Origin of the sequence: Desmonostoc muscorum LEGE 12446 (assembly GCF_015207005.2) — a bacterium.
GTDB classification, from domain to species: domain Bacteria; phylum Cyanobacteriota; class Cyanobacteriia; order Cyanobacteriales; family Nostocaceae; genus Nostoc; species Nostoc muscorum.
Window position 1 is genome coordinate 1997646 of the sequence record NZ_JADEXS020000001.1, and the last position, 24630, is coordinate 2022275.

General features: G+C 41.0%; 16 protein-coding genes and 2 pseudogenes. 14 read left to right on the forward strand and 4 right to left on the reverse strand.

Features of this window, described 5'->3' with window-relative positions; translation table 11 throughout:
• Positions 1–137: 137 nt before the first annotated feature.
• Complete coding sequence (locus IQ276_RS08730) at positions 138–4763, reverse strand: GAF domain-containing protein (protein ID WP_235115534.1); 4626 nt, start codon at positions 4761–4763, stop codon at positions 138–140.
• 256 nt (positions 4764–5019) lie between these two features.
• Here IQ276_RS08730 and IQ276_RS08735 point away from each other — a divergent pair, with 256 nt between their 5' ends.
• From IQ276_RS08735 to IQ276_RS08785, 11 genes and pseudogenes are all read left to right on the forward strand, one after another.
• Positions 5020–5343, forward strand: coding sequence for a YnfA family protein (locus tag IQ276_RS08735; RefSeq protein WP_235115535.1), 324 nt, complete (start codon positions 5020–5022; stop codon positions 5341–5343).
• A gap of 419 nt (positions 5344–5762) precedes the next feature.
• The gene (locus tag IQ276_RS08740) at positions 5763–7142 is read left to right on the forward strand and encodes an ammonium transporter (RefSeq protein WP_303821407.1); all 1380 of its coding nucleotides are present in this window, start codon (positions 5763–5765) and stop codon (positions 7140–7142) included.
• A 184-nt stretch (positions 7143–7326) separates the two neighbouring features.
• Positions 7327–8193: an SGNH/GDSL hydrolase family protein gene (locus IQ276_RS08745; RefSeq protein WP_193914233.1), complete on the forward strand. Its 867-nt coding sequence runs from the start codon at positions 7327–7329 to the stop codon at positions 8191–8193.
• 78 nt (positions 8194–8271) lie between these two features.
• Positions 8272–9480, forward strand: a complete 1209-nt coding sequence (locus IQ276_RS08750) for a 4-hydroxy-3-methylbut-2-enyl diphosphate reductase (RefSeq protein ID WP_193914231.1) — start codon at positions 8272–8274, stop codon at positions 9478–9480.
• A 172-nt stretch (positions 9481–9652) separates the two neighbouring features.
• Positions 9653–10867: a precorrin-6y C5,15-methyltransferase (decarboxylating) subunit CbiE gene (gene cbiE / locus IQ276_RS08755; RefSeq protein ID WP_193914235.1), complete on the forward strand. Its 1215-nt coding sequence runs from the start codon at positions 9653–9655 to the stop codon at positions 10865–10867.
• A 508-nt stretch (positions 10868–11375) separates the two neighbouring features.
• Positions 11376–11888 carry a translation initiation factor IF-3 gene (gene infC / locus IQ276_RS08760; protein WP_190880289.1) on the forward strand — a complete coding sequence of 171 codons (513 nt, stop codon included), beginning with the start codon at positions 11376–11378 and terminating at the stop codon, positions 11886–11888.
• A 509-nt stretch (positions 11889–12397) separates the two neighbouring features.
• Positions 12398–12682, forward strand: coding sequence for a hypothetical protein (locus tag IQ276_RS08765; RefSeq protein WP_193914229.1), 285 nt, complete (start codon positions 12398–12400; stop codon positions 12680–12682).
• A pseudogene (locus IQ276_RS08770) lies at positions 12676–12912 on the forward strand (sensor histidine kinase); the annotation flags it as partial. The gene IQ276_RS08765 and the pseudogene IQ276_RS08770, both read left to right, overlap by 7 nt.
• 172 nt (positions 12913–13084) lie before the next feature.
• Entirely contained in the window at positions 13085–13528 is a 444-nt protein-coding gene (locus tag IQ276_RS08775) for an RICIN domain-containing protein (RefSeq protein WP_235115536.1), read from the forward strand.
• Positions 13529–13586: 58 nt separating this feature from the next.
• Positions 13587–14129: an AbfB domain-containing protein gene (locus tag IQ276_RS08780; protein WP_193914224.1), complete on the forward strand. Its 543-nt coding sequence runs from the start codon at positions 13587–13589 to the stop codon at positions 14127–14129.
• Between the two features lie 355 nt (positions 14130–14484).
• Complete coding sequence (locus tag IQ276_RS08785; RefSeq protein WP_193914223.1) at positions 14485–16533, forward strand: WD40 repeat domain-containing protein; 2049 nt, start codon at positions 14485–14487, stop codon at positions 16531–16533.
• Between the two features lie 128 nt (positions 16534–16661).
• On the opposite strand, the pseudogene IQ276_RS41380 reads toward IQ276_RS08785, so the two are convergent.
• Positions 16662–16826: pseudogene (locus IQ276_RS41380) on the reverse strand (alpha-2-macroglobulin family protein); the annotation flags it as partial.
• Between the two features lie 177 nt (positions 16827–17003).
• Between IQ276_RS41380 and IQ276_RS08790 the strand changes: the two are divergent.
• Entirely contained in the window at positions 17004–17516 is a 513-nt protein-coding gene (locus IQ276_RS08790) for a hypothetical protein (protein ID WP_193914221.1), read from the forward strand.
• A 140-nt stretch (positions 17517–17656) separates the two neighbouring features.
• Here the strand turns inward: IQ276_RS08790 and IQ276_RS08795 are convergent, their stop codons facing one another.
• Positions 17657–17872: a helix-turn-helix domain-containing protein gene (locus IQ276_RS08795; protein WP_193914237.1), complete on the reverse strand. Its 216-nt coding sequence runs from the start codon at positions 17870–17872 to the stop codon at positions 17657–17659.
• 258 nt (positions 17873–18130) lie between these two features.
• Between IQ276_RS08795 and IQ276_RS08800 the strand changes: the two genes are divergently transcribed.
• A complete protein-coding gene (locus IQ276_RS08800; protein ID WP_193914219.1) occupies positions 18131–18334 on the forward strand; it encodes a type II toxin-antitoxin system HicB family antitoxin in 204 nt (67 codons plus the stop codon).
• On the forward strand, positions 18331–18546 hold the full coding sequence (locus IQ276_RS08805) for a type II toxin-antitoxin system HicA family toxin (protein ID WP_193914217.1): 216 nt from the start codon (positions 18331–18333) through the stop codon (positions 18544–18546). Before IQ276_RS08800 ends, IQ276_RS08805 begins: the two co-directional genes overlap by 4 nt.
• Before the next feature lie 31 nt (positions 18547–18577).
• On the opposite strand, the gene IQ276_RS08810 is transcribed toward IQ276_RS08805, so the two are convergent.
• Complete coding sequence (locus IQ276_RS08810; RefSeq protein ID WP_228042838.1) at positions 18578–24250, reverse strand: alpha-2-macroglobulin family protein; 5673 nt, start codon at positions 24248–24250, stop codon at positions 18578–18580.
• Between the last annotated feature and the right edge of the window lie 380 nt (positions 24251–24630).

Genomic DNA, 24630 nt, shown 5'->3' on the forward strand with positions numbered 1-24630 from the left:
CTGCATTCTGAATTCTCTTTTAACAAAGTATGTTCAGTTTAATTCCCCTGCCTCTACAGGCAGAACGTTTTGTGTCGGAGTTAAATCCCCGTTAAAAAACGTAATTACGAATTACGAATTACGAATTACGAATTATTTTAACTTTTACCTTGTAAAAATTCTTGAATGCGGTTGACAAATTCTTCTACTTCTGAAATTAACTTAGTCGTACCTTTATGCTCCTGCTGGAGAGCTTGTTGTTCTAGTTTATCAACTGCTAAGTACATAGCTGTGGCTCCAATGTTAGCACTAGCACCTTTAAGGTAATGAGCTTCTCGGACAATTTGCCCAAAATCATAAAGTGCGATCGCACTTTTAATAATTTCTAAACGGGGTTGAATATCTTGAATAAAGATTTGTAAGAGATTTAATTCAAATTGTGTGTCATTATCCGATACCTGATGCAGGTGTTCCCAATTGATTGTTGAGTCAGCTCCATCGTTATTGGTGGTAGAAACTGTCTGCTCACCTTCAGCTACTACCTGTTGTGAAAGGATGATATCTGCCCAATGCTCTAGGATAGCCGCCAATTTTTCTTTCAACACTGGCTTACTGAGATAATCATCCATTCCGGCATTTAGACACTTTTGTTTGTCTTCTTTCATGGCATTAGCTGTCATAGCAATTACCACAGGCCGACGATGACTAGCAAAAGCACTCTCTTGCCACCGATGAATTTGTTTTGTAGTTTCTAAACCGTCGAGAATTGGCATGTGGCAATCCATTAAAATCAAATCATAAGGAATTTTTTCTAATATCTGTAAAACTTCTTTTCCATTAGCAACGACATCAGCTTTATAGCCTAAAGTTTGGAGTTGTTTCAGGGTGACTTTCTGATTTACCAAATTATCTTCAGCTAGCAAAATTCTTAACTTTGATTCAGTAGAGGAGTTAGGGCTTATACCTGAACTTTTTCTACTTTGGACTTCTTCAGTAGCCCCTTGTTCTGGTTCCGGCTGAGTTTGTAGAATAGTTGTCATTGTATCCACAAGTCGGGATGTCTTAACAGGTTTGATTAAATAAGCAGCAAATCCGATTTTCAGAGCTTCCTGTACTTGATTCCGTTGATTAGTTAAGGCGAGAATAATTAAAGGTGTCTCGGCAATTGCAGAATTGGCTTTAATTTTTTCTCCTAGCTTGATACCATCTATTTCCGGCATTTGCATATCAATTAAGACGGCATCATAGGGATTTCTTTGCTCACAAGCTTTCTGAATAGCTTTGAGTGCAGCGGCAGCAGTGTTGGCTCGATCTACCTGCATTCCCCAAGCAGTAGCTTGATAGTGGATCATTTTGCAATTAGTAGAGTTATCATCTACTACTAAGATGCGGCGATTGATTAAAAGTGGGCATGACTTCAAAACAGGCTCAATTTGCTTGGCGAAAGGCACTTCAAACCAAAACTTAGATCCTCTCCCCATCTGACTTTCCACCCCAATTACTCCTCCCATCAAACTTACCAGTTGTTTACAGATGGCTAATCCCAAACCAGTACCACCATACTTGCGAGTGGTAGAAGCATCGACTTGGGTAAATGCCATAAACAGTTTAGGTTGGTCTTCAGGACTAATACCAAGACCCGTGTCTGTGATGGCAAAGTAGATGCTGACTGTAGTGGAGGAAAGGGAACGCAATTGTACTTCAACTACCACTTCGCCAGCACTGGTAAACTTGATAGCGTTGCTAATTAAGTTCATGAGAATTTGCCGCAGCCTACCAACATCTCCTTGGATGTGAATGGGGACATTAGGATCAATCAGCGCTGCAATTTCTAATCCCTTATTGTGGGCTGAGGGAGCCAATAATTCTAAAACTTCTTCAACACAGGTAGATAGGTTAAAGTCTAGTGTTTCCAGAGCCATCTCTCCAGCCTCAAGTTTGGACAGATCTAAAATTTCGTTAATTAAAGTTAATAAAGCTTCTCCACTGATGCGAATCGTTTCAATAAAATCTCGCTGTTCTGGGTCTAAGGAAGTATCTAAGGCTAAACTAGTCATTCCCAATACAGCATTCATGGGAGTACGAATTTCATGACTCATATTTGCCAAAAAGGCGCTTTTGGTTTGAGAAGCTAATTCAGCTTGGTAACGGGCAATTTCAAGTTCTTGTCGTTGACGAGTTTCTGCTTCTAATAGTTGGGCTTGGGCTAAGGCTATACCTACTTGGTCGGCGATTTGGCGCAAAAGATGAGTTTCAAAGCTAGACCATTGGTGGGAATGGGCACACTGATGAACTATGAGCAAACCACGGAGTTCTTCTTTGACGAGAATGGGTACAACTAAATTGACTTTTACCCCAAACTGTTGCATTAATTGCAGATGAGTTTGTTCGACTTCCAGCAAATCCAAATTAGCTAGTCCCAAAATCCGTCCTTGACGATATTGCTGTAAATAGTATTGTTGTAGGTATTCGGCTTGAAAGTAGGGGGCGACGGTGTTTTGTTCTTTAATTGCTGGTAAGCCAGAAACTACCGCTTCGATAACAGTGGTTTTAGACTCATCTGGCAATAGCTGATAAATTAATACTCGGTCGGTTTGGAGAATTTTTTGCACCTCATTGACAGTGATTTCCAGAATTTCTTCGATTTGCAAAGACTGGCGAATTTTCAGGGTGATTTCGGTAAATAATTGCGATCGCAAGTTTTGGCGTTGTAATTCTTCTTCAGCCTGTTTACGCTGGATAAATTGCCCCACTTGCTCACCAATAAAATTCATCGTTTTTACCAAGTCTTCGTTAGGTTGCTGGATTTCACGGTTAAAGCAGGTAATGACGCCGAGGATTTTGTTACCAGTGCGGAGGGGAAAACCGAAAGCAGCGTGTAGTCCTACTTGAGCGGCGATTTGGAAGCTAGGAAAATTCAGATCTTTAACGACATCAGCAATCCAAACAGGTTCACAACTAGCCCAAACACGGCCCGGTAGTCCAATTCCTGGGGCAAAAGTCGTTTCTCGTTTCACGGCTGCAAACTCTTGTACCTCAAGGGATGGTTTGTGCCAGATATCGAAAAAACGCAGCACATTTGCTTCCCGATCGACCATCCAGATTTCGCCCAAATCCCATCCTAAACTTTCACAGATTCCTTGGAGAATTTGGGGCATAGCTTCGTCGATTGTGGTGGAATCTGCTAAAACGCGGGTTGCTGCGTATTGTGCAGTCAGATGTTGTTGGGTTCGTTTGCGCTCAGTGATATCAATCCCTGTGCCGACAACATATTCTACTGAACCGTCATAGTTTTTTAAGATGGTATTCGACCAAGCAATTAGTCGTTGAGTCCCATCTTTCATTAGCCAATAGTTTTCGTGTTCGTGGAAACTCTTAGCAGTTCGCAATTGCTCGAAAACTGCTTTGACTGACTCCACTTCTTGAGGAAGTAAAAACAAATTCCAGAAATACCTACCTCTTACCTCGTCGAAGGAATAACCTGTTGTTTGCTCACAAGCTTGATTGAAACGAACGATTTGCCCTTGGGAGTCGGTAACTATTACCAAGGCGCTGGCTGTATCAAGGACTGCTGAGATAAAGTTCCGTTCTTGGTCTAAGGTTTCTTCTGTTCTTTTGCGCTCGCAAACCTCACGGTATATCAAGTAGTAGACTACAGCAAGAACGAAAAAACTTAGGCAAATGGCGATCGCAATTGTCACAGTTGTTTTGCGAGTCCAAGCTTTTGTTGCTTGTGACAGTTTCTGACGCCGCCCTTTTTCCTGGTTCTCTATCTCATGAATCGCTGTATGGATATCATTCATGAGATTTTGACCATCATTTGTCACTAGTCCCTGCAAGGCCGCCTGTAATCCCTGATTCTGGCGCAAGTTGATAGTCTGTTTTAGTTGAGTAAGTTTAGTTCCAATTAAAGATTCAAGCTTTGCGATCTGCTTTTGTTCGTTTGGTTGATCTACGGTTAAATTCTTCAGTTTTGTAATTTCTTGATCGACGTTAGTCAGTGCTGCTTGATATGCTTTGAAATAAGTTTCTTTTCCAGTGAGGATGTAACCACGTTGTCCAGTTTCAGCATCCTTTGTCTGCGACAGTAGTTTTTCTAAGCTGTTGATTTTTTTATTAATGTTTTTTATTACACTACTATTATTAATAGATACTCTTGTATTTTGATAAGAAACAGCACCAATCACAACTAAAATTGCCGACGCCAAAGCAAAGCCTGTGGCAATTCTTTTGAAAAATTGCTTGCGGACTTTCTTTGATTGTTTACCTTTATTAGTCACAAGCACTAAACTTGCTAAATTGCGACGCAATTCCAGTTGTTTGATAACTTGACGAGCCAGAGTTTGTAATGCTTCTATCTGATCTGGATTAAGTTCCCGTGCTACGTAGTCAATGACGCAAAGAGTTCCTAGTGCGTATCCCTCAGCATTAGTTAGAGGTACACCAGCATAAAACCGGATATTTGGGTTAGAAGTGACCAGTGGATTTGCGGCGAACCGTTCGTCTTTTGTAGCATCAGGCACAATAAGAATATCAGGTTGTAGAATAGCATGGGCACAGAACGCCTGGTCTCGATGTGTTTGGGAGACATCCAAACCCACCTTGGCTTTGAACCACTGGCGATTTGTATCAATTAAGCTAATTAAGGCAATGGGAGTCTGACAAATATACGAGGCTAAACGGGTGAGATCGTCAAAGGCGCCTTCAGGTGGCGTATCGAGGATTTTATACTGCAAAAGTGTCTCAATTCTCTGTGCTTCGTTATCAGGTAATGGTGCTTTCATCCTTAAGCCTTATCTACGGGGGAATGGGGACTGGGGATTAGGGACTGGGGACTGGGGACTGGGGAATAGGAACTTGAGACTAGGAAATAAATATTTAGGAACATTTTCTCAATACCCAATACCCAATCCCCAATCCCCAATCCCCAATCCCCAATCCCCAATTCGCTCAATAAACTTACTTTAATTAATGACAATAGTTGAGTTAAAAGCGTTAGCGTAATTTTACTGAGTTCAACCTTAGTCAAAAATTGGTCAAATGATTAAGTCGCTGTTGTATTTTTTGTGGGCTGGTTTATTTGAAATCACGGGTGGTTACTTGGTGTGGTTGTGGTTGCGTGAAGCTAAGCCATTTTGGTGGGGGATGTTAGGTGGAATTGCTTTAGCTGTCTATGGAGTTATTGCAACTCTTCAACCAGCAAATTTTGGCAGAGTCTATGCGGCTTATGGCGGCGTGTTTATCGCAATGGCAATGCTTTGGGGTTGGAAGGTAGACGGGGTAATTCCAGACCGCTACGACGTAATTGGATCTGCTTTAGCTTTAATAAGTGTATTAATTATCATGTTTGCACCCAGGGCTTAAGTAAGATTACTAAACTACTGCTGACCCATAAATTTTATGATGATTTATTTTCAAAAGACAATAACCCCAGGCACAATTGCCAAGCTTTTTGTGGTGACTACGCACTCACAAGCAACTATACGGTTATGTACGCACTTATGCGTAAAATGGAAAAAATATAATCATTCTATATTTGTGCAAATTCTCGGAGAACACTGTAAAAAAGTCCTCATAGTTACAAATTATTGAAATTACGATTAAACTCTCAGAAACTCATATCAATTATGATAGTTTTGTTAACATTTCAAAAAAATAAAATTAAGGTAGCTTCCAAGACAAAAAAAAGTATCAAACAGTACTGAAAATATATTAATGTAATACAAATTTGTTGGTGCTAAAAAGAAGTGTTGAAGAAAGTTGTCACGATCGGGGCTATCAGCATGGTAATTTTGGGAGGACTGACGGGCAATGCTTTTGCCCAAACACCAGCCGCCAGTCCGCCTCCTGCTGATACTGGAGATACAGCATTTATGCTGATTTCGGCAGCACTCGTGCTGCTAATGACACCAGGATTGGCATTCTTTTATGGTGGATTTGTACGATCGCGCAATATCCTAAATACATTGATGATGAGCTTTGTGTTAATGGCGATCGTGGGAGTTACCTGGATTCTGTGGGGTTATAGTCTTTCCTTTGCGCCAGGTTTACCGTTCATCGGTGGATTACAGTGGTTGGGGTTGAATGGTGTCGGTTTAGAGACAACCGATTATCTCAAAGGTTCAAACCCTGCGGAAGTTGTTTCTTATGCAGGGACGATACCCCACCAGGCATTCATGATTTACCAAGCCATGTTTGCCATTATCACCCCAGCCTTAATTTCTGGGGCGATCGCCGAACGGATGAGTTTCCGCGCCTATTGCCTATTTGTCCTCCTGTGGTCAACCTTTGTTTACACTCCCCTCGCCCACATGGTCTGGGCGAAAGGTGGATTCTTAGGTTTGGCTGGTGGTTTGGGTGCCCTGGACTTTGCAGGCGGTACAGTAGTTCACATTAGTTCTGGGGTTTCAGCTTTAGTAGCAGCGATCGTCCTTGGACCTCGGAAAACACATCCTGACCGCCTTAGCCCCCCCCACAACGTTCCTTTCATTTTGCTGGGTGCTGGCTTACTGTGGTTTGGCTGGTTCGGGTTCAATGCTGGAAGTGCACTATCCGCTGCTAGCGGAACTTCGGGTAACTTAGTCACAAATGTGGCAACATCAGCCTTTGTTGCCACTAACACAGCGGCGGCAGCGGCGGCTTTAATGTGGCTAATTTTGGAAGCAACTTTACGAGGTAAACCAACCGCAGTAGGAGCTGCTACAGGAGCCGTTGCTGGTTTGGTGGGCATCACACCTGCTGCGGGATTTGTGACACCGCTATCAGCGATTTTTATTGGTTTTATCACCGCCTTTGTTTGCTTCTATGCTATTAGTTTCAAACACAAGCTGTTAGTTGACGATGCTTTAGATACCTATCCTGTACATGGCGTTGGTGGTACTGTGGGGGCGATTTTAACAGCAATCTTTGCTACCACCCAAGTCAACTCAGCAGGTAAAGACGGTGTACTGCGTGGTAATTTTGCTGAATTGGGAGTTGAACTAGTAGCAATTGCGATCGCCTATGTAATCGCAGCTGCTGGTACCTGGATTATTCTCAAAATTATCGATGCTACAGTCGGGCTGCGAGTCAAAGAGGAAGCAGAATTGCAAGGTTTGGATATCAACGAACACGGCGAAGAAGGTTATAATTCTGAGTTTGGTGGCGATCGCCCCATTCAGTAATGAGTAGGGAGTAGGGAGTAGGGAGTAGGGAGTAGGGAGTAGGGAGTAAGGAGTTATTATTCTCCCTCATCCCCCTCATCCCCCACTCCCCACTCCCCACTCCCCATTCCCTATTTTCATCGAGTGTGATTTTTGACTGCTAGCGTTAAAATTTGATTCAAATAATTGGTAAATTTCGCTAGTCGTGTCTACTTCTGTAAAAACATTTCCTATCTGGGCATTTTTCTCGCTGTTAACCAACGGCGTACTATTGTTGGCGGTCATTCTGCTAATTTGGCAACAGCAGAAATTGACCGATTTTTTTGGAATAGTAACATCCCCAGATCAAATCAACCTGAACAACTCAGACCCAGTTGTTACACCTGATTTAGGTCGCCGTCACCAACTAACTTACCAACAATGGGTAGATATCCTCAAACAAGAAGCTAAGGTAGCCGCTGATCGGCGTCCTGTGCGCTTAACTATACTGGCTGGAGATTCTCTGAGTTTGTGGTTTCCTACTGAGTTATTACCCGAAGGTAAAAATTGGCTCAATCAAGGAATTTCTGGCGAAACCAGCAAGGGACTTTTGAAAAGATTGAATATATTTGACCGCACCCAGCCAGAAGTGATTTTTGTCATGATTGGGATTAACGACCTAATTCGCGGGACGAACGACAAGGTTATTTTAGATAATCACCAGCAAATTATGAGTTACCTGCAAAACACACATCCCACAGCCCAAATTGTTGTCCAATCGATTTTGCCGCATAGTGGAGAGGAAGCAACTTGGAAAGGACGAGATAAACTTCTGGCTATTGCCAATAGTCGCATTCGCCGATTGAATGAGCAACTGCAAAGCATATGTGCGAAAAAAGGTGTGAAATTTCTCGATTTATATCCCCTGTTTACCAATACCCAAGGCGATCTTCGGCGCGAATTTACTACTGATGGCTTACACTTAAGTCGTGAAGGCTATATAGTTTGGCGTTCTGCATTGCAGATTTATAGCGACATTGAATTAAAACCCCAACCTCAACGTGTTTCGGCGAGGGAAAACGATAAGAAGTAATATGTTTGAACACAAGTCTGTATAAATCGCGTCTTGGCGCGAGAGAATAAAAAATAGTGGTTTAAGTAGACAAGTCTAATGGATACAAAAGCTTTTAAGCGCACGCTCCAACATTCGGAAAATTACAATCGTAAGGGGTTTGGTCATCAAGCAGAAGTTACCAGCCAGTTGCAATCTGAGTATCAAAGTAACTTGATTCAGGAAATTCGCGATCGCAATTACACCCTGCAACGAGGTAATGTCACCATTCGACTAGCGCAAGCCTTTGGCTTTTGCTGGGGTGTAGAACGTGCTGTGGCTATGGCCTATGAAACCCGTCAACACTTCCCCACAGAACGCATCTGGATTACTAACGAGATTATTCACAACCCTTCTGTTAATCAGCGGATGCAGGAGATGGAAGTAAAATTTATCCCGGTGGAAGCAAATCAAAAAGACTTTTCTGTTGTTGATATTGGTGATGTAGTCATATTACCTGCTTTTGGGGCTAGCGTTCAAGAAATGCAGATACTTCACGAAAAAGGCTGCAAAATTGTTGATACAACTTGCCCTTGGGTATCTAAAGTTTGGAATACAGTAGAAAAGCACAAAAAAGTTGATTATACTTCAATTATTCACGGTAAATATAAGCACGAAGAAACAGTTGCAACGAGTTCCTTTGCTGGCAAGTATTTAATTGTGTTGAATTTGTCAGAAGCGGAATATGTTGCTAACTATATTATGAACGGTGGAAACCGTGAAGAATTTCTGAAAAAATTTGCCAAAGCTTCTTCCCCAGGATTTGATCCCGATCGCGATTTAGAAAGAGTCGGTATTGCTAACCAAACTACCATGCTTAAAGGTGAAACCGAGCAAATCGGCAAGCTTTTTGAGCGTACTATGTTGCAAAAGTATGGTCCTACCGAATTAAATCAGCATTTCCAAAGCTTCAACACTATTTGTGACGCCACCCAAGAACGGCAAGATGCAATGTTGGAGTTGGTGGAAGATAAATTAGATTTAATGGTAGTAATTGGTGGGTTTAATTCCTCAAATACTACTCAATTGCAACAAATTGCTTTTGAGAGAAGAATTCCTTCTTATCACATTGATATTGTTGAACGTATTCAATCAGCAAATTCGATTGAACATCGGCAATTAAATGGACAATTAATCATTACAGAAAACTGGCTACCAGATGGAGAAATTGTTGTGGGAATTACTTCTGGTGCTTCCACCCCAGATAAGGTAGTAGAAGATGTAATTGAAAAGATTTTCGCTTTGAAATCAACAGCAGCGCTGGTGTAAAAGGGACTGGGGATTGGGCATGGGGAGATGAGTGAGTGTGGGGAGATTATAAAAAAACTTCCCATCCTTGCCACACTTCCAATGCTCAATGGCCAATACTTCGACTTCGCGGTTCCTGAGCGTAGTCGAAGGACAGTACAAGTGCCCAATGCCCAACAGGACACAAATTAGCATGACAGAGAAATGGCTTTCTATCGTCGGTATTGGAGAAGATGGGTTAGAGGGGTTAAGTGCGATCGCTCTTTCCCTAATCGCTCAAGCTAAAGTAATTGTAGGAGGCGATCGCCATTTAGCAATGCTGCCTTCAGATGACCAACGTGAGAAAATAGTCTGGGCATCTCCTATCAGCATTTCTGTAGAAGAAATCATCAAGCGGCGGGGTGAGTCAATGTGCGTACTTGCCAGCGGCGATCCCATGTGTTATGGCATTGGTGTCACCTTAGGGCGGCGAATTCCCATTTCGGAAATGACAATTATCCCCGCACCTTCAACCTTCAGCCTCGCCTGTGCCAGGGTGGGATGGTCTTTAACTGAAGTGGAAACCTTGAGTTTGAATGGTCGTCCATCCTCCCTGCTCCAATCTTACATTTATCCGGGAGCTAAGCTGTTGGTTTTGAGTGAAGGAAAGGACACACCCGCCATTGTTGCTGAAATTTTGACAAATCGCGGCTATGGTAGCAGTAAAGTCATTGTCTTGGAGCGTATGGGGGGCATTCATGAAAGAATTGTGGGAGGTACCGCCGCATCTTGGAGTGAAACTGAAGTTGCAGTGTTGAATGCGATCGCAGTTGATTGTATTGCCGATGCTGGGGTTATCCCTTTACCAAGATTACCAGGATTACCAGATAACGCCTACCACCACGATGGACAGTTAACGAAGCGTGAAGTTAGGGCAATCACCTTAGCAGCTTTGGCACCGACACCAGGAGAATTATTGTGGGATGTGGGCGCGGGTTGCGGTTCAATTTCTATTGAATGGATGCGGAGTCATCCTCGGTGCCGGGCAATGGCGATCGAGCAAAATTCATCTAGACTACTATATATTGCCGATAATGCCGCCACTCTCGGTACTCCAAATCTGCAAATTATTGAAGGTAAAGCGCCCCATGCCCTCAAAGACTTGCCTACACCAGATGCCATTTTTATTGGTGGTGGGGTAACAGCAACAGGACTTTTTGATGTTTGCTGGGAAGCGCTGCGGCTGGGTGGACGTTTGGTGGCAAATGTGGTGACGGTAGAGGGCGAGCAAACTTTATTTCAATGGCGTGAACGAGTCGGTGGTGATTTGACTCGTATTGCCATCCAGCGGGCGGAACCTATTGGTAAATTTTTGGGCTGGCGAGGAATGGCACCTGTGACGCAATGGATAGCTGTAAAGTCTAATTAACATGAGTTCGATGAACCTCTCCCCAACCCCTCTCCGAGACGGAGAGGGGCTTTAGTATCCTGAGTTGGGCACGAAAAATTAGGGTTTTTCAGCCTCTCCCCGCTTGCCGTTATACCGTTTCACTTTAATTATGATACAAATACGTTGGTAGGGGCACGGCATTGCCGTGCCCCTACGCGAAATCTATATGTATCAGGGTTTTAGTGAAATGGTATAACGGCAGACTAACGCCAACGGGGAGAGGAATGGAAGCGGGATTCTTTGGAATCTGTAGAACTCACATTAATTAGAATGATTACGGAAGCGCCTGGGGCATTTTGGGGAGTCTAAATGCAGTCCTCTGAAAGGTTTGGAATAGCTTGTGATGTCTTCATACCAATTCGCATTCAAAAGCGTAATTTCTACTCCCTACTCCCTACTCCCCCAAAGTGAAAGTTACAATTTAGAAAGCAGATTGGTATCACATCAAGCTTGTGTTAGAATTTAATTGCTTGCAAAGCAGAAGTATTTGAACAATAGAGAGAAAAACATTATCGCAATCCAAAAGCAACAAATTAACTCGCAAATCAAGTCACCTCAAGTGTTCCTGATCGACCATGAAAATAACAATCGTGGTTTGATTGACACACGTGAGGCTCTACAGCTAGCGCAGAGCGTAGAACTTGACTTAGTTGTAGTCTCCGAAGGCAAAGAAGCTCCAGTAGCGAAGATCCTCAACTATGGCAAGTTTCAGTATCAAAAGAAAAAGCGTCAGACACAGAGTGCTAGACCAACGGTAAAAGAAGTTCGGTTGCGTCCCAACGTGGGAGCAGCTGATTACAATTTACGCATCGAGCAAGCGATTGGTTGGTTGAGTAAAGGCGATTCAGTGAAGTTTGTTATTCGTTTACGAGGCCGCGAAAATCAATATCGTGAACAGGCTGGAGAAATGCTAGAGCGGGTTGTAATTGCTCTGAGCGAAGTAGGTAAAGTTCACACACTTGACAAACGCTCATTGATTGCTCAAGTCGTTCCAGCCTAAATTAATTTTTCAAGGATATCTTGAAAGCTGTGGTGCGCTGAAGCTGAAAGCCGAAGCGCACCACAGCTTTTTAGGGAGAAATGATGCTTTTTGAGAGTCCCAGCAGGTAAAAAGATAATCCCCATAAATATAGCGCTTCTCGGTTGAGTGCAATACAGACCTAACAAGAACAGCCCCTTCCCTACAAGGTAAGGGGAGTAAGATTCAAAGCCTCTCTCCTTTTAGGAGAGAGGTTTGGAGACAGGTCAAAGTGTATTGCATACAAACGAGAAGCGCTATAAATTTAGCGTAAGCATCGCTTTAGCCCTTAGAAAATAAACCAAGCGATAAATCTGATTATTTAGTCAACACATTAAGTAATATTTTTGTCAATAACAATTTAGATGCGCTTAATCTACTTTATCTTTGATTTATAAATATTCCATTATGGTTAAAGTTTTAACGAGTGGGTTGAAGTTTCAAATTTTTTAGGGAACTATTAGATACGCAGAACAAATAATATTTAGTTTATGAACTTCAATTTACAGGCATCAAGCAAAACAACTCAGTCAAATAATAACTGGCATAACTTTGATAATTCATCGATGAATTTTAGCTATCAAGCCGCAGTGAATGCACTAGGACAAAAAGCACTTTCAGGACTGGAATTATTGGATTTGTTCCAAAATACAGTTGCTTTAGTAACTCAAATACTCGATGTCAAATACAGTAGAATTTGGCAAGTACTTTCAGATAGTAATGCTTTGCGTAAAGTAGCTAGTATTGGGGATAAACCTTTAGCAAGAGGGTTTTAATTAGTATCAAAGATAATGGTCTTGGTATGAAGCCAGAGGTTCAGGAACAGATATTTAATCCCTTTTTCACTACTAAACCTGTTGGTCAAGGAACTGGTTTAGGATTATCAATCAGTTATCAGATTGTTGTTGAAAAGCACCAAGGAAAACTCAGTTGTATTTCTGCATTAGGTGAGGGAACTGAATTTCAAATTGAAATTCCTATTCAGCTTTTAAGGAGTCAGCAATAAGCCAAACAGTTCAGTTAAATATTAGCTATTTCATCACTGATTTTTTAGGTATAGACAGTGATTAAATGAAAGAACATAATCTTAGTTAGTGATGAGCAGAGGTATTCATATTATGAAACGTGGCATAGTAAGTTTGTTTGTGATTGGGACATTAGGTGCAACACTAGGACCAATGGTCTCTGCAAGCCTTACGGAGCAACGCTACTACATACAAGCGAAGCATAGCGGCAAGTGTGTACACCAGCATGGGGGAATTAGAAACATCGGAGGACTTGTCACACAATGGGAGTGCATCAATCAACCAAACGTTCAATTAACGCGGGGATGGACAGACAATGGTTATTTTGTTCTCCGTTTTAAACATAGCGACCTCTGCCTGACCATAAAAAATGGACTGTCAGCAAATGGTACTGATATCATCCAATCGACTTGTACAGGATCATCTTCTCAAAAGTGGCGTGAAGTTCGTGTTGATGGATCGTATGTAAAGATTCAGTCTGCGATCGGCTCATGCTTGCACCAACACGGAGGCATTATGGACAATGGCGGTAGAATCACCCTATGGGAGTGCGTCGATCAACCGAATGTCATGTGGAAAATTATTCGAGCCAACTAACCGCCAATTTGGAATAATTTATTTTTTGGTATTACCTAAATAGAAAATAGGAGGAACTATGAAATTTAACTGGCTAAAAAAATTCTTGAGTATTTCAACTTTAGGTTTGTCAGTCTGTGGGATATTGCTGACATCATCTTCGTCAGTTTATTCCCAAAGCAACGGTGAAGTGGTGTCCTTTAGGTCGTATAACTTTGGCGATCGCTATATTCGCCACAGAAATTTCTTAGGCTACTTAGAGCCAATCAGTGATGACCTGGGAAGGAAAGACGCAACCTACAGACTTGTTTCAGGATTGGCAAATAGCAACTGTACTTCATTTGAATCCGTAAACTTTCCAGGTCACTTCTTGAGACACGAAAATTTCCAGCTGAAGTTGGCAAGGAGAATCAATCAGCGGCTTTTTAGGGAAGATGCTACATTTTGCATTAAGACTCGGCTCTTTGGTAATGATGCTTCTAGTTGGTCATTTGAATCCCTGAACTTTCCTGGACACTACATACGGCACAAGAATTTTGAGTTGTGGGTAGAACCCGCAGATGGTAGCGATCTATTCCGCAAAGATGCGACGTTTAGTATCATTAGTCCTCTGTATCGGTAAGTTTTTCATATCTTGCACCTAGTGTGTGTTTTCAAAGTCTTAGATCCCCCCTTTTTAAGCAGGGCTGTTTCATTCCATTTCAAACAGGATTTGTCAAGATGGTTAGCGAGAAAATTGTAAGTAAGGGTGACGATGAGATGAACATTTAAACATTGAAATATCAGTAAAATAGTTCATTTTCTGGGCACGCTGGTAACAAAATAACTAATTTTTAATTGCTAGAACCCTTGATTTTTAAAGCTCTTTGGGGAATGAAACAGCCCTGCCCTTTTTAAGGGGGGCGAAGAGTTTCTTAAGCAGTAAGACAGAGCCAGAAAAAACAGGCGATCGCTAATCACTCTTGGACTGGAAAGGTATGTCTAAAATCAAGTCCGCCAGACAAATTAATCTAGAGAATAATAATAAATCCCAAATGGCTTATAGCATTGTCGGGGTTGTTGTATTTTCTCTGGCTCAATTTGTTTTACCTGTGGCTGCAGAAATAAACAACTCAAATGCAACAGACAACACACAAGCGGAAATTTCTGCTCATAAATGTCAATTTACAGGGCATTTTAATGCGATTAACTCCGTAGATATTAGCCCAGATGGAAAAACATTTATCAGTGCTAGTAACGACGATAATATCAAATTTTGGGATATTGCTACAGGCAAGTTAATCCACACATTCCAGGGTGCGGGATATCGAGGTTTAATTAGTCATAATGGCAAAAATTTGATCAGTGCGAACAAAGATCAAACTATCAAATTATGGGATATTTCTACAGGAAAATTAATTCGGACATTAGAAGGACACTCTGACTTGATTCAGTCCTTAGCTGTTAGTCAAGATAGTAAAATTATCATTAGCGGTAGTTGGGATCAAACTATCAAACTCTGGGATATCTCCACAGGGAAATTAATTCGTAGATTTAGGGGACATTCTGAGTGGGTGAATTCTGCAATTATCGCTCCAGATGGCACTACTGTTATTAGCGGTAGTTCTGATAAAACTATTAAACTCTGGGATCTTAAAACTGCTAGGGAAATTCGTACAATTAAAGGGCATTTGGATGGTGTTTCTAAATTAGTCGTTAGTGCGGATGGTAAAACTCTGTTTAGTGGTAGTTACGACAACACTATTAAAGTGTGGAATATGGCAACTGGAACAGAAATTCGCACACTTAAAAGCCATTCCGGGATGATAGAATCATTAGCTATGAGTTCAGATGGCAGTACTTTAGTTAGTAGTGCTTGGGATAGTACGATCAAACTGTGGGATGTTAAAACCGGAAAGTTACTCCGCACATTTGGTCAACCTATCAAAGAATTAGATTTATCAGAATCATCACCTAAAAATCCTCCGAGTGGCACACTGATTTTTAGTTATAGTAGTTCTTCACCTCGGACAGTAGCTATTAGTCCAGATGGAAATATCATAGTTAGTGCTAATGCCAGTGATATTCAACTCTGGGATGTGAAAACTGGAGAGCAAATTCGCACCATTGCCGGACATTCTGATTGGTTTCAATATGTTGCCATCAGCCCAGATAACCAAACTCTGGTTAGTCTCAATTCCGACAACAGCATAAATTTATGGGATGTTCGCAGCCAGCAGAAAATTCGCAGTATCAAAGATATGTGGGTTCGTTCTCTTGCTATTAGTCCTGATGGAAATACGTTAGTTACTGGTGGTTGGGGCGATGAGACAATTAAATTATGGGATGTGCAAACTGGCAAGTTAAATCTGACATTTGCAGATACTGGGGTTGATAATGTAGCAATTAGTTCAGATAATCATATCCTCATTAGTTCTCATGGTGAGAAAATCAAATTACGAGATATTCGTACTGGTAAATTGCTCAACTACTTAGCAGGGCATTCATTCTTGGTGAATGCGATCGCTATCAGCAAAAATAGCGGTACTCTTGTGAGTAGTAGTGTTGGTGACGAAATTATCCTCTGGGATATTCCCACTGGCAAGTTGATTCGTACCCTGAAGCAAACAACAGTAGAGAATGGTTATCCTGAAGATGTAATTTCAGTTACTTCTATTAGTATCAGCCCAGATGGTAGTACTGTTGTTAGCGGTTATGGAGATGGGACAATCATACTACAAGATACTCACACTGGAGAGCAGATTCGCACAATCAAGGGGCATTCCGGTAGAGTGACTGCTGTAGCTATGAGCATAGATGGTAATACTCTCGTGAGTGCTAGCTCAGACAAGAATATTAAACTGTGGGATATTCGCACTGGCCAACTAATTCGTACTCTCTCAGGACATCTCTACAACATTTCTGCTGTAGCTATTAGTGCCGATGGTAAAACTTTAGTCAGCAGTAGTGCGGATAATACTATGAAAATCTGGAACATGAGCAGTGGAAATTTGATTCACACATTTTGTAATAGTATTTCACTTTAATAATCTAGAAATTATATCATGTCCGGTAAAAGACTTATGATTTAGGCTGACGCGGGGACACGGGGACGCGGGGACACGGAGATATTTTAATGATAAGTGATTAGCCGGACATGATATTACAGGTCAATTTACAATCGGATTAATGTAGACTCAGCAGTGCGCCCAAATTCTTCTGGTGCATATTGCAGGTAAACTTGGGCACTAGGTCAAGAAAATGTCCCGGAAGTAACAGAACGGACTAAGTAATGTAGATTATAAACTCCTGGTTCTAAGTGGTCGGCGTAGGCGATAATGCCCGCCAGTCATAGATCATCTTTTATTTATCAGCTTTTATATGAAAAATCAGGATGCACTGCATAAAACCAAAAAACCAATCATATAAATCAACATAAAGCCATTCACACAGAATTGATAGACCCAATTCACACTATCAATAAACACTCACTACTATAGAATATCGGAGATGTCCTATGTCCTGTATGAAATTATGTATTTCGCCAACCTTGATTGCAACTTTGACATGTAGCGTATTAGCTAGCTTTACAGCCATAGCGAATGCTCAACCAACGCAAACTATACAGTTAGCTCAAAAATATCCAAGAAGTCAAAGAGTTCAAAATACTGTCACAATTCAAGGAAATATAGTGAAAGGAGGAGAAAGAATTGGTGCAATTCCTTGCAGTCAAATTCAGGTGACTCTGAAAGAATTCATTCCTACTAAACCTGCTGAGGGTCAATTATTTAACACTGCTACCGAGAAGAATTTAGCTCAAGTCAACGCTACAGGTAGCAACATTGATAACGGTTGTAGTTATAGTTTACAATTGCCTGACTTCAATAGAGATATATATGTCAGACCTTATGGAGCTAGTTCTTTTCAAATTATCGCTCAGACTAATGGGATAAGTGGTAGTCAAGCTATAAGTTATCCTTTCCCTAACAATATCGACCTACAAGTGTTTGCTCCCCCTATTATCAAATAGTATAATCATTGGATATTTCATGCCGTTAGATAAAAGGAGTATACAGTATTGATGGCAGGAAATTAAAACCTTTTTTGTAAAAAATCAGGATACACTGCTCAAAATTGAGGGTGCCTATCAGTTGAGTATTGTTTAATAATTCAGTAGGTTGGGTTGATGCAAGGAAACCCAACCTCAAAGATCCATGACTTAGTTGTTTTTTTTTCAAAGCCTCCGACCAACCGAAAACACGGACTTTTAAAGCTTAGTCCTTGCCATGACCCTTTAAGGATAATTCTTTCCACATCTTTCAGGTGTCGGTTTTTTTTGTTAAAAACAACTGCATCTAAAATTTCTAACCCTTCTTCCCAGTTCATTCTTCATCCTGAATAGATATGTAGGATTCCTATTTGAGTTTTAAAAAACGACCTACTTTTGAAGACGGGCAAAATCAAAAGCTAAGTAATGCAAGCTATAAACTCCTGGTTAGAGGTGGTCGGCGTAAGCGATAATACGTAGGCGTAGCCCAACCTAGACATCGCCTCTTTCAATCGTTCACTGTTCAATTAAAATGCTCAAGAAGCAGCCATCGCCAAAAATCATTAAAAATAGAAAAGTAAGTTCATTGCCAAGTTATGAAACTCAAAGTTGTATTAGAACCTAGTGACGAAGGTGGATATACTATTTATGTTCCTTCACTTCCTGGTTGTATCAGTGAAGGAGAAACTGTGGAAGAAGCATTAGAGAATATCCAAGAAGCAATAGAACTTTACCTAGAGCCATTGGAAGATGAATTGATTACTCAAGAAGGAGTAATTGTGAGGGAATTGGTACTGTGAGTAAAGTTCCCAATTTACCCTACACTCAGATTATCGCTGCGCTAAAACGGGATGGATGGATAGTTGTACGCCAGCGAGGTAGTCATATTAGATTGGAAGAAACCTTACCAGATGAAGTTTTAAAATTGACTGTTCCGGCTCATCTAACAGTTAAGCGTTCCACTCTAGCCAAGATTTTAAAACAGGCTCGTATAGACTTGGAAAGATTTTGAGATTTGTTTTAGCCAAAGATGGCATAAATAATTACTTTCCATCCTCCAATATCAATGTAGATTCAGCAGTACGCCCAAATTCTTCTGGTGCATATTGGAGGTAAACTTGGGCACCAGGCCAAGAAAATGTCCCAGGTGTCACAGAACGGACTAAATAATGCAGGCTGTAAACTCCTGGTTCGAGGTGGTCGGCGTAGGCGATAATACGATCGCGGTACACATCCCTAAACCCAAGTTCCCAATTATCGGCTTTTGCTTGTAATGCAGCCGTAGCAGTTTGAAAACTCGCATCCACCGCCTCAAAACCTGCGGGTAGGGGATCTTTTATTACTATATGATCCACGGGGCGATCGCAGATAATTTCTAAACCAATATCAAACACTTGTCCAGGGGCTAAAGTCAAGGGTTTATCCAAAGCATAAAGCCCTGTTTTTTGTAAAACTTTCTCTTCATTTACTTGACTAATTTCTCGCGTTATGCGTAACCCATTAAATCTGCCTGGTTGATTTCCTTGCAAGCGATAATTATAAGCAACCAAATAATGTAGATTGCCATTACCTGATTTTTGTAGTGTTAAATCATTACGCCCACGAGGTAATTGATTCATCGGCACATTTAGCTGTAAGCTAGGATTTTTGTAGCCTTCAAAGCGATTTTCTCCTAACTTTTTCCCAGCTAATTGTACTGTGGCAACAAAATTAGGTGGCGTGGGTTGCAGTTGGCTATATTCTACCAAAGCTGTTAATGCTTGGGCATTATTATAGTTAGTTTGCCATGTACCATTCCGCCGCAATACCAGAAGACTTTCCAATAACTTATCTATGACTTCGGGTTTACTTTGTTTGGCAATAAATAAACGTAAAGCTTCCGCCTGGGTTGCGGTAGATGAACTCATCCATCCCCAGCTAGATGGTAAACTCACAACTGCTGTACGACCAGTTTCATATATATTTTGTTGCAGCTTGTTCACTAATTGTTGAGATTCGTCTTGCCATTCTGGGAATTGAGATAAATATCGCGCAAGTTTAATTTGAGTGACTACATCAAAATTATTGCGCTGTTCGTAAATATCTCCAAGGAAAGTATTGCGTTTTTCACCTAGTTCTGATAGAGCAATTAAAGCTTTCAGTTGCAGTTGTCTTTTACATAGTAGTTGTTTGCAAAAATCGTATTCTCCAGGATTGGCTAAAACTTTTTGCAAATAAGTTTTGAGGCGAGACAACATTCCCGCATCAACTAAATTAGGAAACGCCTGATTTGCTTTCACTAAAGATTCAGCCGCATAGGAAGAAACCCAAGGGTCAGATTTTTCTTGTCCGGGGAAAGCTGCAAAACCACCATCAGCTATTTGCAGTTTTTGTAATTTTTCAACGTACTGATTTACATTCCCTAGTCCCCAGTCCTCAGTCCCCAGTCCCCATTTTTGAGAAAGAGTTTGCAGATTAGCCGCAATTATTAATTGACTCGCTGCGGGTTCTGCAAAAGGTAAATCATTATCTGCTAAAACCTGCTTTGCTGGTGCTTTAATTTCGGGAATTAAAGTACTCGCCAATTGAATATCTAAACCTCCGGCGTCAGGGAAGGTATTTTTGTCAACATTCAAGGGAATTTGTACTTGTTTTTCAGTTACACCAGTTTCAACGACTTGTTCTGTTATTTCAATTGGCTTAACTTCCAAAGGTAATTCAAAAGCATCTGCGGCTGTATTATTTAGCTGAGTGGTAAAGCGAACTTTCCCGACTCCGACATTATCCGCCACCATTGGAAAGCGATAAGCGTGAGTTGCAGATTCAGCTTTGGTTTCTAAAGCTGTAGTTGTGGGGTTTTTCTCGGCAAACTTAACTGTACCGCTAACTTCGCCATTAATTGAGAGATTTCCGGTATTCCCGGTGTTGTTGGTGACGGATAAACCAGCGAAGATGCGATCGCCTGGACGGGCAAATTGTGGCAAGATAGCATTAGTTAGCAGTGGTTTGGTGCTGATAAAGGTCGCATCGCCGTTACCAAAACGCAGATTTCCATCAGTCGCCACAGCCATCACTCGCCATGTCGTTAAGTCATCCGGCAATTTAAAGGTTATCTGTGCATTACCATTGGCATCGGTGAGAACAGAACCATTGTAGTAAGCTAAGGCTTGAAAGTCTGTGCGAGTGCGAGTATTTGCTGCACCACTTGAGAAACCACCGCCATAACCCCAACCTTTTGGTTTCGCTACATCTTGTGGTTGTAAGATAACATCTGGTCGATTATCACTAAAGCGGGTAGAAATCGGCTGTTCTGCATAAACTGTATTTACCAAATCTGGCGGACGATAACCAGAAAGTTGTAACACCGCCTCATTCACCACCATGACTGTAAACTGTCCTTTGGTGGGATTTCCTTGATTGTCCTTCAATTCTAGTTGTACTGTTTCCTGGGCACCAGGTTCTAATGATGCTTGTAATGGCTTAACTTGCAGGTTTAAATATTTATCTGCCAAGTTAACTTTAAAAGGTGTAAAACCAATCTTCACCAAGTTATCTAAACTTCCCGCTTCCACTTGGTTAATCGGTTTACCTTGCCGGACTAATACAGCTTCCACGGCTGCATTCGGTAACATTTCTGGCGTAATTTGGAATTGAATTTGTGGTGCGCCTCCCTGAACTTTGGTAATTTGCTGAAAAAGAGGTTTGTCTTTGATGACAGCAAAGTATAATTCTGCATCTGGATAGGGAGATTGAATTAGTGCAGTAGCAGTTTCACCAGGCCTATACTCTTTTTTATCTAGGTTAACTTCTAAAACATCTTTGTCTCTCGAACCCCAGAATACTGGATTTCCTCCAGTTACCCAAACTTGTAAATCTGTGGCCCTTAATTCGTCTTTATCATCGCTAAAATTAGCTCTAATACGATACGATCCAGATTCAGGAGGTATCAAACTTACCGATTGTACATCGTTACCAGATATAATTTCTAGGCGTCCGACTGTTTGATATTCGACTTGATTTTTTGGCGTCCGGCTACCTTCAACTAATTGTGTGACACTGCTGTATTTTATCTTTTGTAATTCTACCAGTACACGTTGATCTGTGATTGGTTTTCCTGTAGGGTCAGTAACAATCACGTTAATAGGGAAAGCCTGGCCAGCGTCAGCGATAAAATTGCTTCTTAACCCAATAAGACGATTACTTGGTAAGGCTGTAAAAGTTTGAGAATTTGCTACAGATAAATTAGAAACATCTGCAACTTGCACATCAATTCGGTAAGTCATGGGATATGGTAAATCCTTAGCCACGGTTACCGTTTGACTACTTTTACCATTAGCATCTAGTTGGGCATTAGTTTGCAATACATCACTAGATACAGTCGGAGATTCTTCCGGCCAAAACCATTGCCTACCAAAACTAAATTGCTCCCAACCTTTGGGAATGAAATTAGCCTGTTGACGAGTGACAAAGTATTTTGCTTCTCCGCCTTCCACGGGTGCGCCAAATAAATAATTACTACTTGCCTTAATATCAACTTTCTCATCAATGAGAGCAAATTCTTTATCTAAATTGAGTTCAACTTTAAAATTGGGTGGTTTAAACTCAGCTACCCGAAATTCCCCAGAAATTTCTTGCCCATTCTTACCTTTTGCTTGGATTGTATAGTAACCTAAGCGCTGAGTTTTTTGGATGGGCAATTCTAGAGAAAATGTACCAAATTCATTTGTCGTTTGCGTGCCTAAGTTAGTCTTTTGTCCATCGGGATTGAGGAGAGTTAGCTGATAAACAGCATTTTTATCTTGCTGAATAGCACCATTTTGTAAGTAGTCAGCAAAACCCGTCAACCAAGCTTTTTCACCTGGTTGATATAACTGTCTATCTGAGAAAATTACCCCGCGTGATTCTGGTTTATTATCTTGCCAACCTGCGTCAATTCCGTAGCCATAAACGCCGCTATATTCTTCGACTCTCGCAAATGCCCAATCTTGATTTTCACGGGCAATTACTAATACTTGGGGTGATTTAACAGAACTTTGATTTTCCGAATTACATTGCTGTAATTGTTCACGGTTAACTCTAAGAATGCCATTTTCATCAGTTTTACCTGTTGCACAAGGTACAGGTTCAGGACGAGATTTTGCTTGTAATTTTGATTGATAAATTTCAATACTAGCCGCTTTCACTGGCGAACCATCAGTAAGATGATTAACGCGAATGAATCCTGACTCTGGAAACCATTGAGTAAATACGCCCAAATTCGTCAATTCAACCATCCCATAAGTCGTAGGTTCCCGCCACAATTCCTTGCCATTCTCCTGATATTTATTCGTGCGGGCTTGGACTCCATAAGCTAACATTCCCGTAGGAGAATTTATTTTTTCTGGCAGAGGAACAGTAACATCAACTGATTGATTTTTCTTACTTGATACTTTGAAGCTTTGCCACTCGGCAGGTTTTGGTAAGAAATCATTACTATAGTTAAAATAAACTAAATCTGTCGGTTTAATTACTTGATAAGCTGCTTTATATTGCGATTCTGGCAGATTTACCGTACTAATATTTAACTGTAAATCTTTACCTGCGGGGAAAATATTTAAATCTGATGGTACCCAGATATCCCCGGCTAAATCTCCAGTATCGTATTTAATTGTGACGGGTTTACCTAAAGTCTGCCCAAATTTATCTTTGAGATTGCTGTTAATAGTAATTGTATAAGTTTTAGCTGGTTCTAGGGCATAAGGATTGATACCGACAATTCTATCTTCATCGTTGACTTGCAGAATTCTCGCAATATCTTTTGGTGCTGGATTAATGGTAATATTTTCTTTGGCGGAATCTGCTATTAAGACGTTATTAAATTCTAACTGGGGACTACCTTTAATAAATCTTCCATAGGTTCCACTTGCATCTGGCTGTCCGTAAAAGTTAATTTGCCCAAATGCTAAAGGCGAATAAGTTGCTAACTTAGTGGCAAATTCTTTTTCTGTTGGAAGATTGCCATAAGCAGGAAGTATTCCAGGAGAAAATACTAGGCGATAACGGGTTGCTTTTTCGAGATTTTGTTGTGGGGTGAGGTTATATATCCAATTACGTGCGGAAGGGTCAAATTTTTCTACAGGTTCTTCGTCTTCTGATGGCTTTTCTTCTTTATTTAATTCGACTTTGAAGCGTACACCTTGATTTTTACCTTCAGGAATTAACTGTAAATGTTCTTGTACAGAACCTAAATCTAATTCTACATTGGAAGTTAATTGTAATTTCTGTTGTAAATCAATGGGTTCGGCGTCAGCTTTTTCGATGGGGTTGACGCCGGGTAAATTAGTTAAGTTGATAGATTCGGTATTGAATGTCCAAGCTAAATCTTTGTCTAGTCGATGATTTTTTAAATCGGCTAAACCTGCTTTGAGGGTAACTTGTAATCGCGTGGCTTTTGGCAGTGCTTTCTGGGCTTGAAATCCCACCATGCGCGGTGTCAAAAAGCGAAATTCTCCGGGTAAAGGCGGCCAAATGGCAAATTTTTGTAATAATTTTTGTTGTTCTGGACTGTCAAGACTCTCAACTGGGATTAAGGCTTCTTTAAAACGGATGCGGATTTGGTTGAGGGGTTTGGCATCTCCGATGGGGCTTATTTGTTCAATCCAGTCTGGTAGTTTTGGCGGGGTGAGTTGGGAAACTGTTGGAAGTTGTTCTTTGGTTGAGTTGATACCAAAGAAATTACACCCTGCCATTCCTAGCATAAATGTAAACAGAAGAAGAAATTGTATTGTTCTCTTCTTTCTCGAAGAACGACTGATTTTTTTTAACAAACCGCCAAGGACGCGTTCTCTGCGAGACACTACGTGAACGCGCAGCGTCTCGAAGAGATGGACAATTGTATAGTGCAAACGGAAGAAAAATCTGATAAGCATATTTTTAGTAATTCAAAATTAAAAATTAATAAATTATGGCGAATACAAGTTGGGATTTCCTTAATTAAGTAGGCAATACCAAGACGAATAAAGGACGCGATCGCTAATTATTTGTGCCCAAAGTTTGAATGTAATTGTGTTTATTTATATAGATAACTAATTCAGTGTGATTGTTCCAACAAATAACTACAATTCTTAACTATTAAGAA

Bases quoted from the DNA above. Each gene is read 5' to 3' on its own strand.
- IQ276_RS08800 (WP_193914219.1), top strand. From the start codon at position 18,131: ATGAAACTCAAAGTTGTATTAGAACCTAGTGACGAAGGTGGATATACT.
- cbiE (WP_193914235.1), top strand. From the start codon at position 9,653: ATGACAGAGAAATGGCTTTCTATCGTCGGTATTGGAGAAGATGGGTTA.
- IQ276_RS08765 (WP_193914229.1), top strand. From the start codon at position 12,398: ATGAACTTCAATTTACAGGCATCAAGCAAAACAACTCAGTCAAATAAT.
- IQ276_RS08780 (WP_193914224.1), top strand. From the start codon at position 13,587: ATGAAATTTAACTGGCTAAAAAAATTCTTGAGTATTTCAACTTTAGGT.
- IQ276_RS08730 (WP_235115534.1), bottom strand. From the start codon at position 4,763: ATGAAAGCACCATTACCTGATAACGAAGCACAGAGAATTGAGACACTT.
- IQ276_RS08775 (WP_235115536.1), top strand. From the start codon at position 13,085: ATGGTCTCTGCAAGCCTTACGGAGCAACGCTACTACATACAAGCGAAG.
- IQ276_RS08810 (WP_228042838.1), bottom strand. From the start codon at position 24,250: ATGCTAGGAATGGCAGGGTGTAATTTCTTTGGTATCAACTCAACCAAA.
- IQ276_RS08735 (WP_235115535.1), top strand. From the start codon at position 5,020: ATGATTAAGTCGCTGTTGTATTTTTTGTGGGCTGGTTTATTTGAAATC.
- IQ276_RS08740 (WP_303821407.1), top strand. From the start codon at position 5,763: ATGGTAATTTTGGGAGGACTGACGGGCAATGCTTTTGCCCAAACACCA.
- IQ276_RS08785 (WP_193914223.1), top strand. From the start codon at position 14,485: ATGTCTAAAATCAAGTCCGCCAGACAAATTAATCTAGAGAATAATAAT.
- IQ276_RS08795 (WP_193914237.1), bottom strand. From the start codon at position 17,872: ATGAACTGGGAAGAAGGGTTAGAAATTTTAGATGCAGTTGTTTTTAAC.
- IQ276_RS08790 (WP_193914221.1), top strand. From the start codon at position 17,004: ATGTCCTGTATGAAATTATGTATTTCGCCAACCTTGATTGCAACTTTG.
- IQ276_RS08750 (WP_193914231.1), top strand. From the start codon at position 8,272: ATGGATACAAAAGCTTTTAAGCGCACGCTCCAACATTCGGAAAATTAC.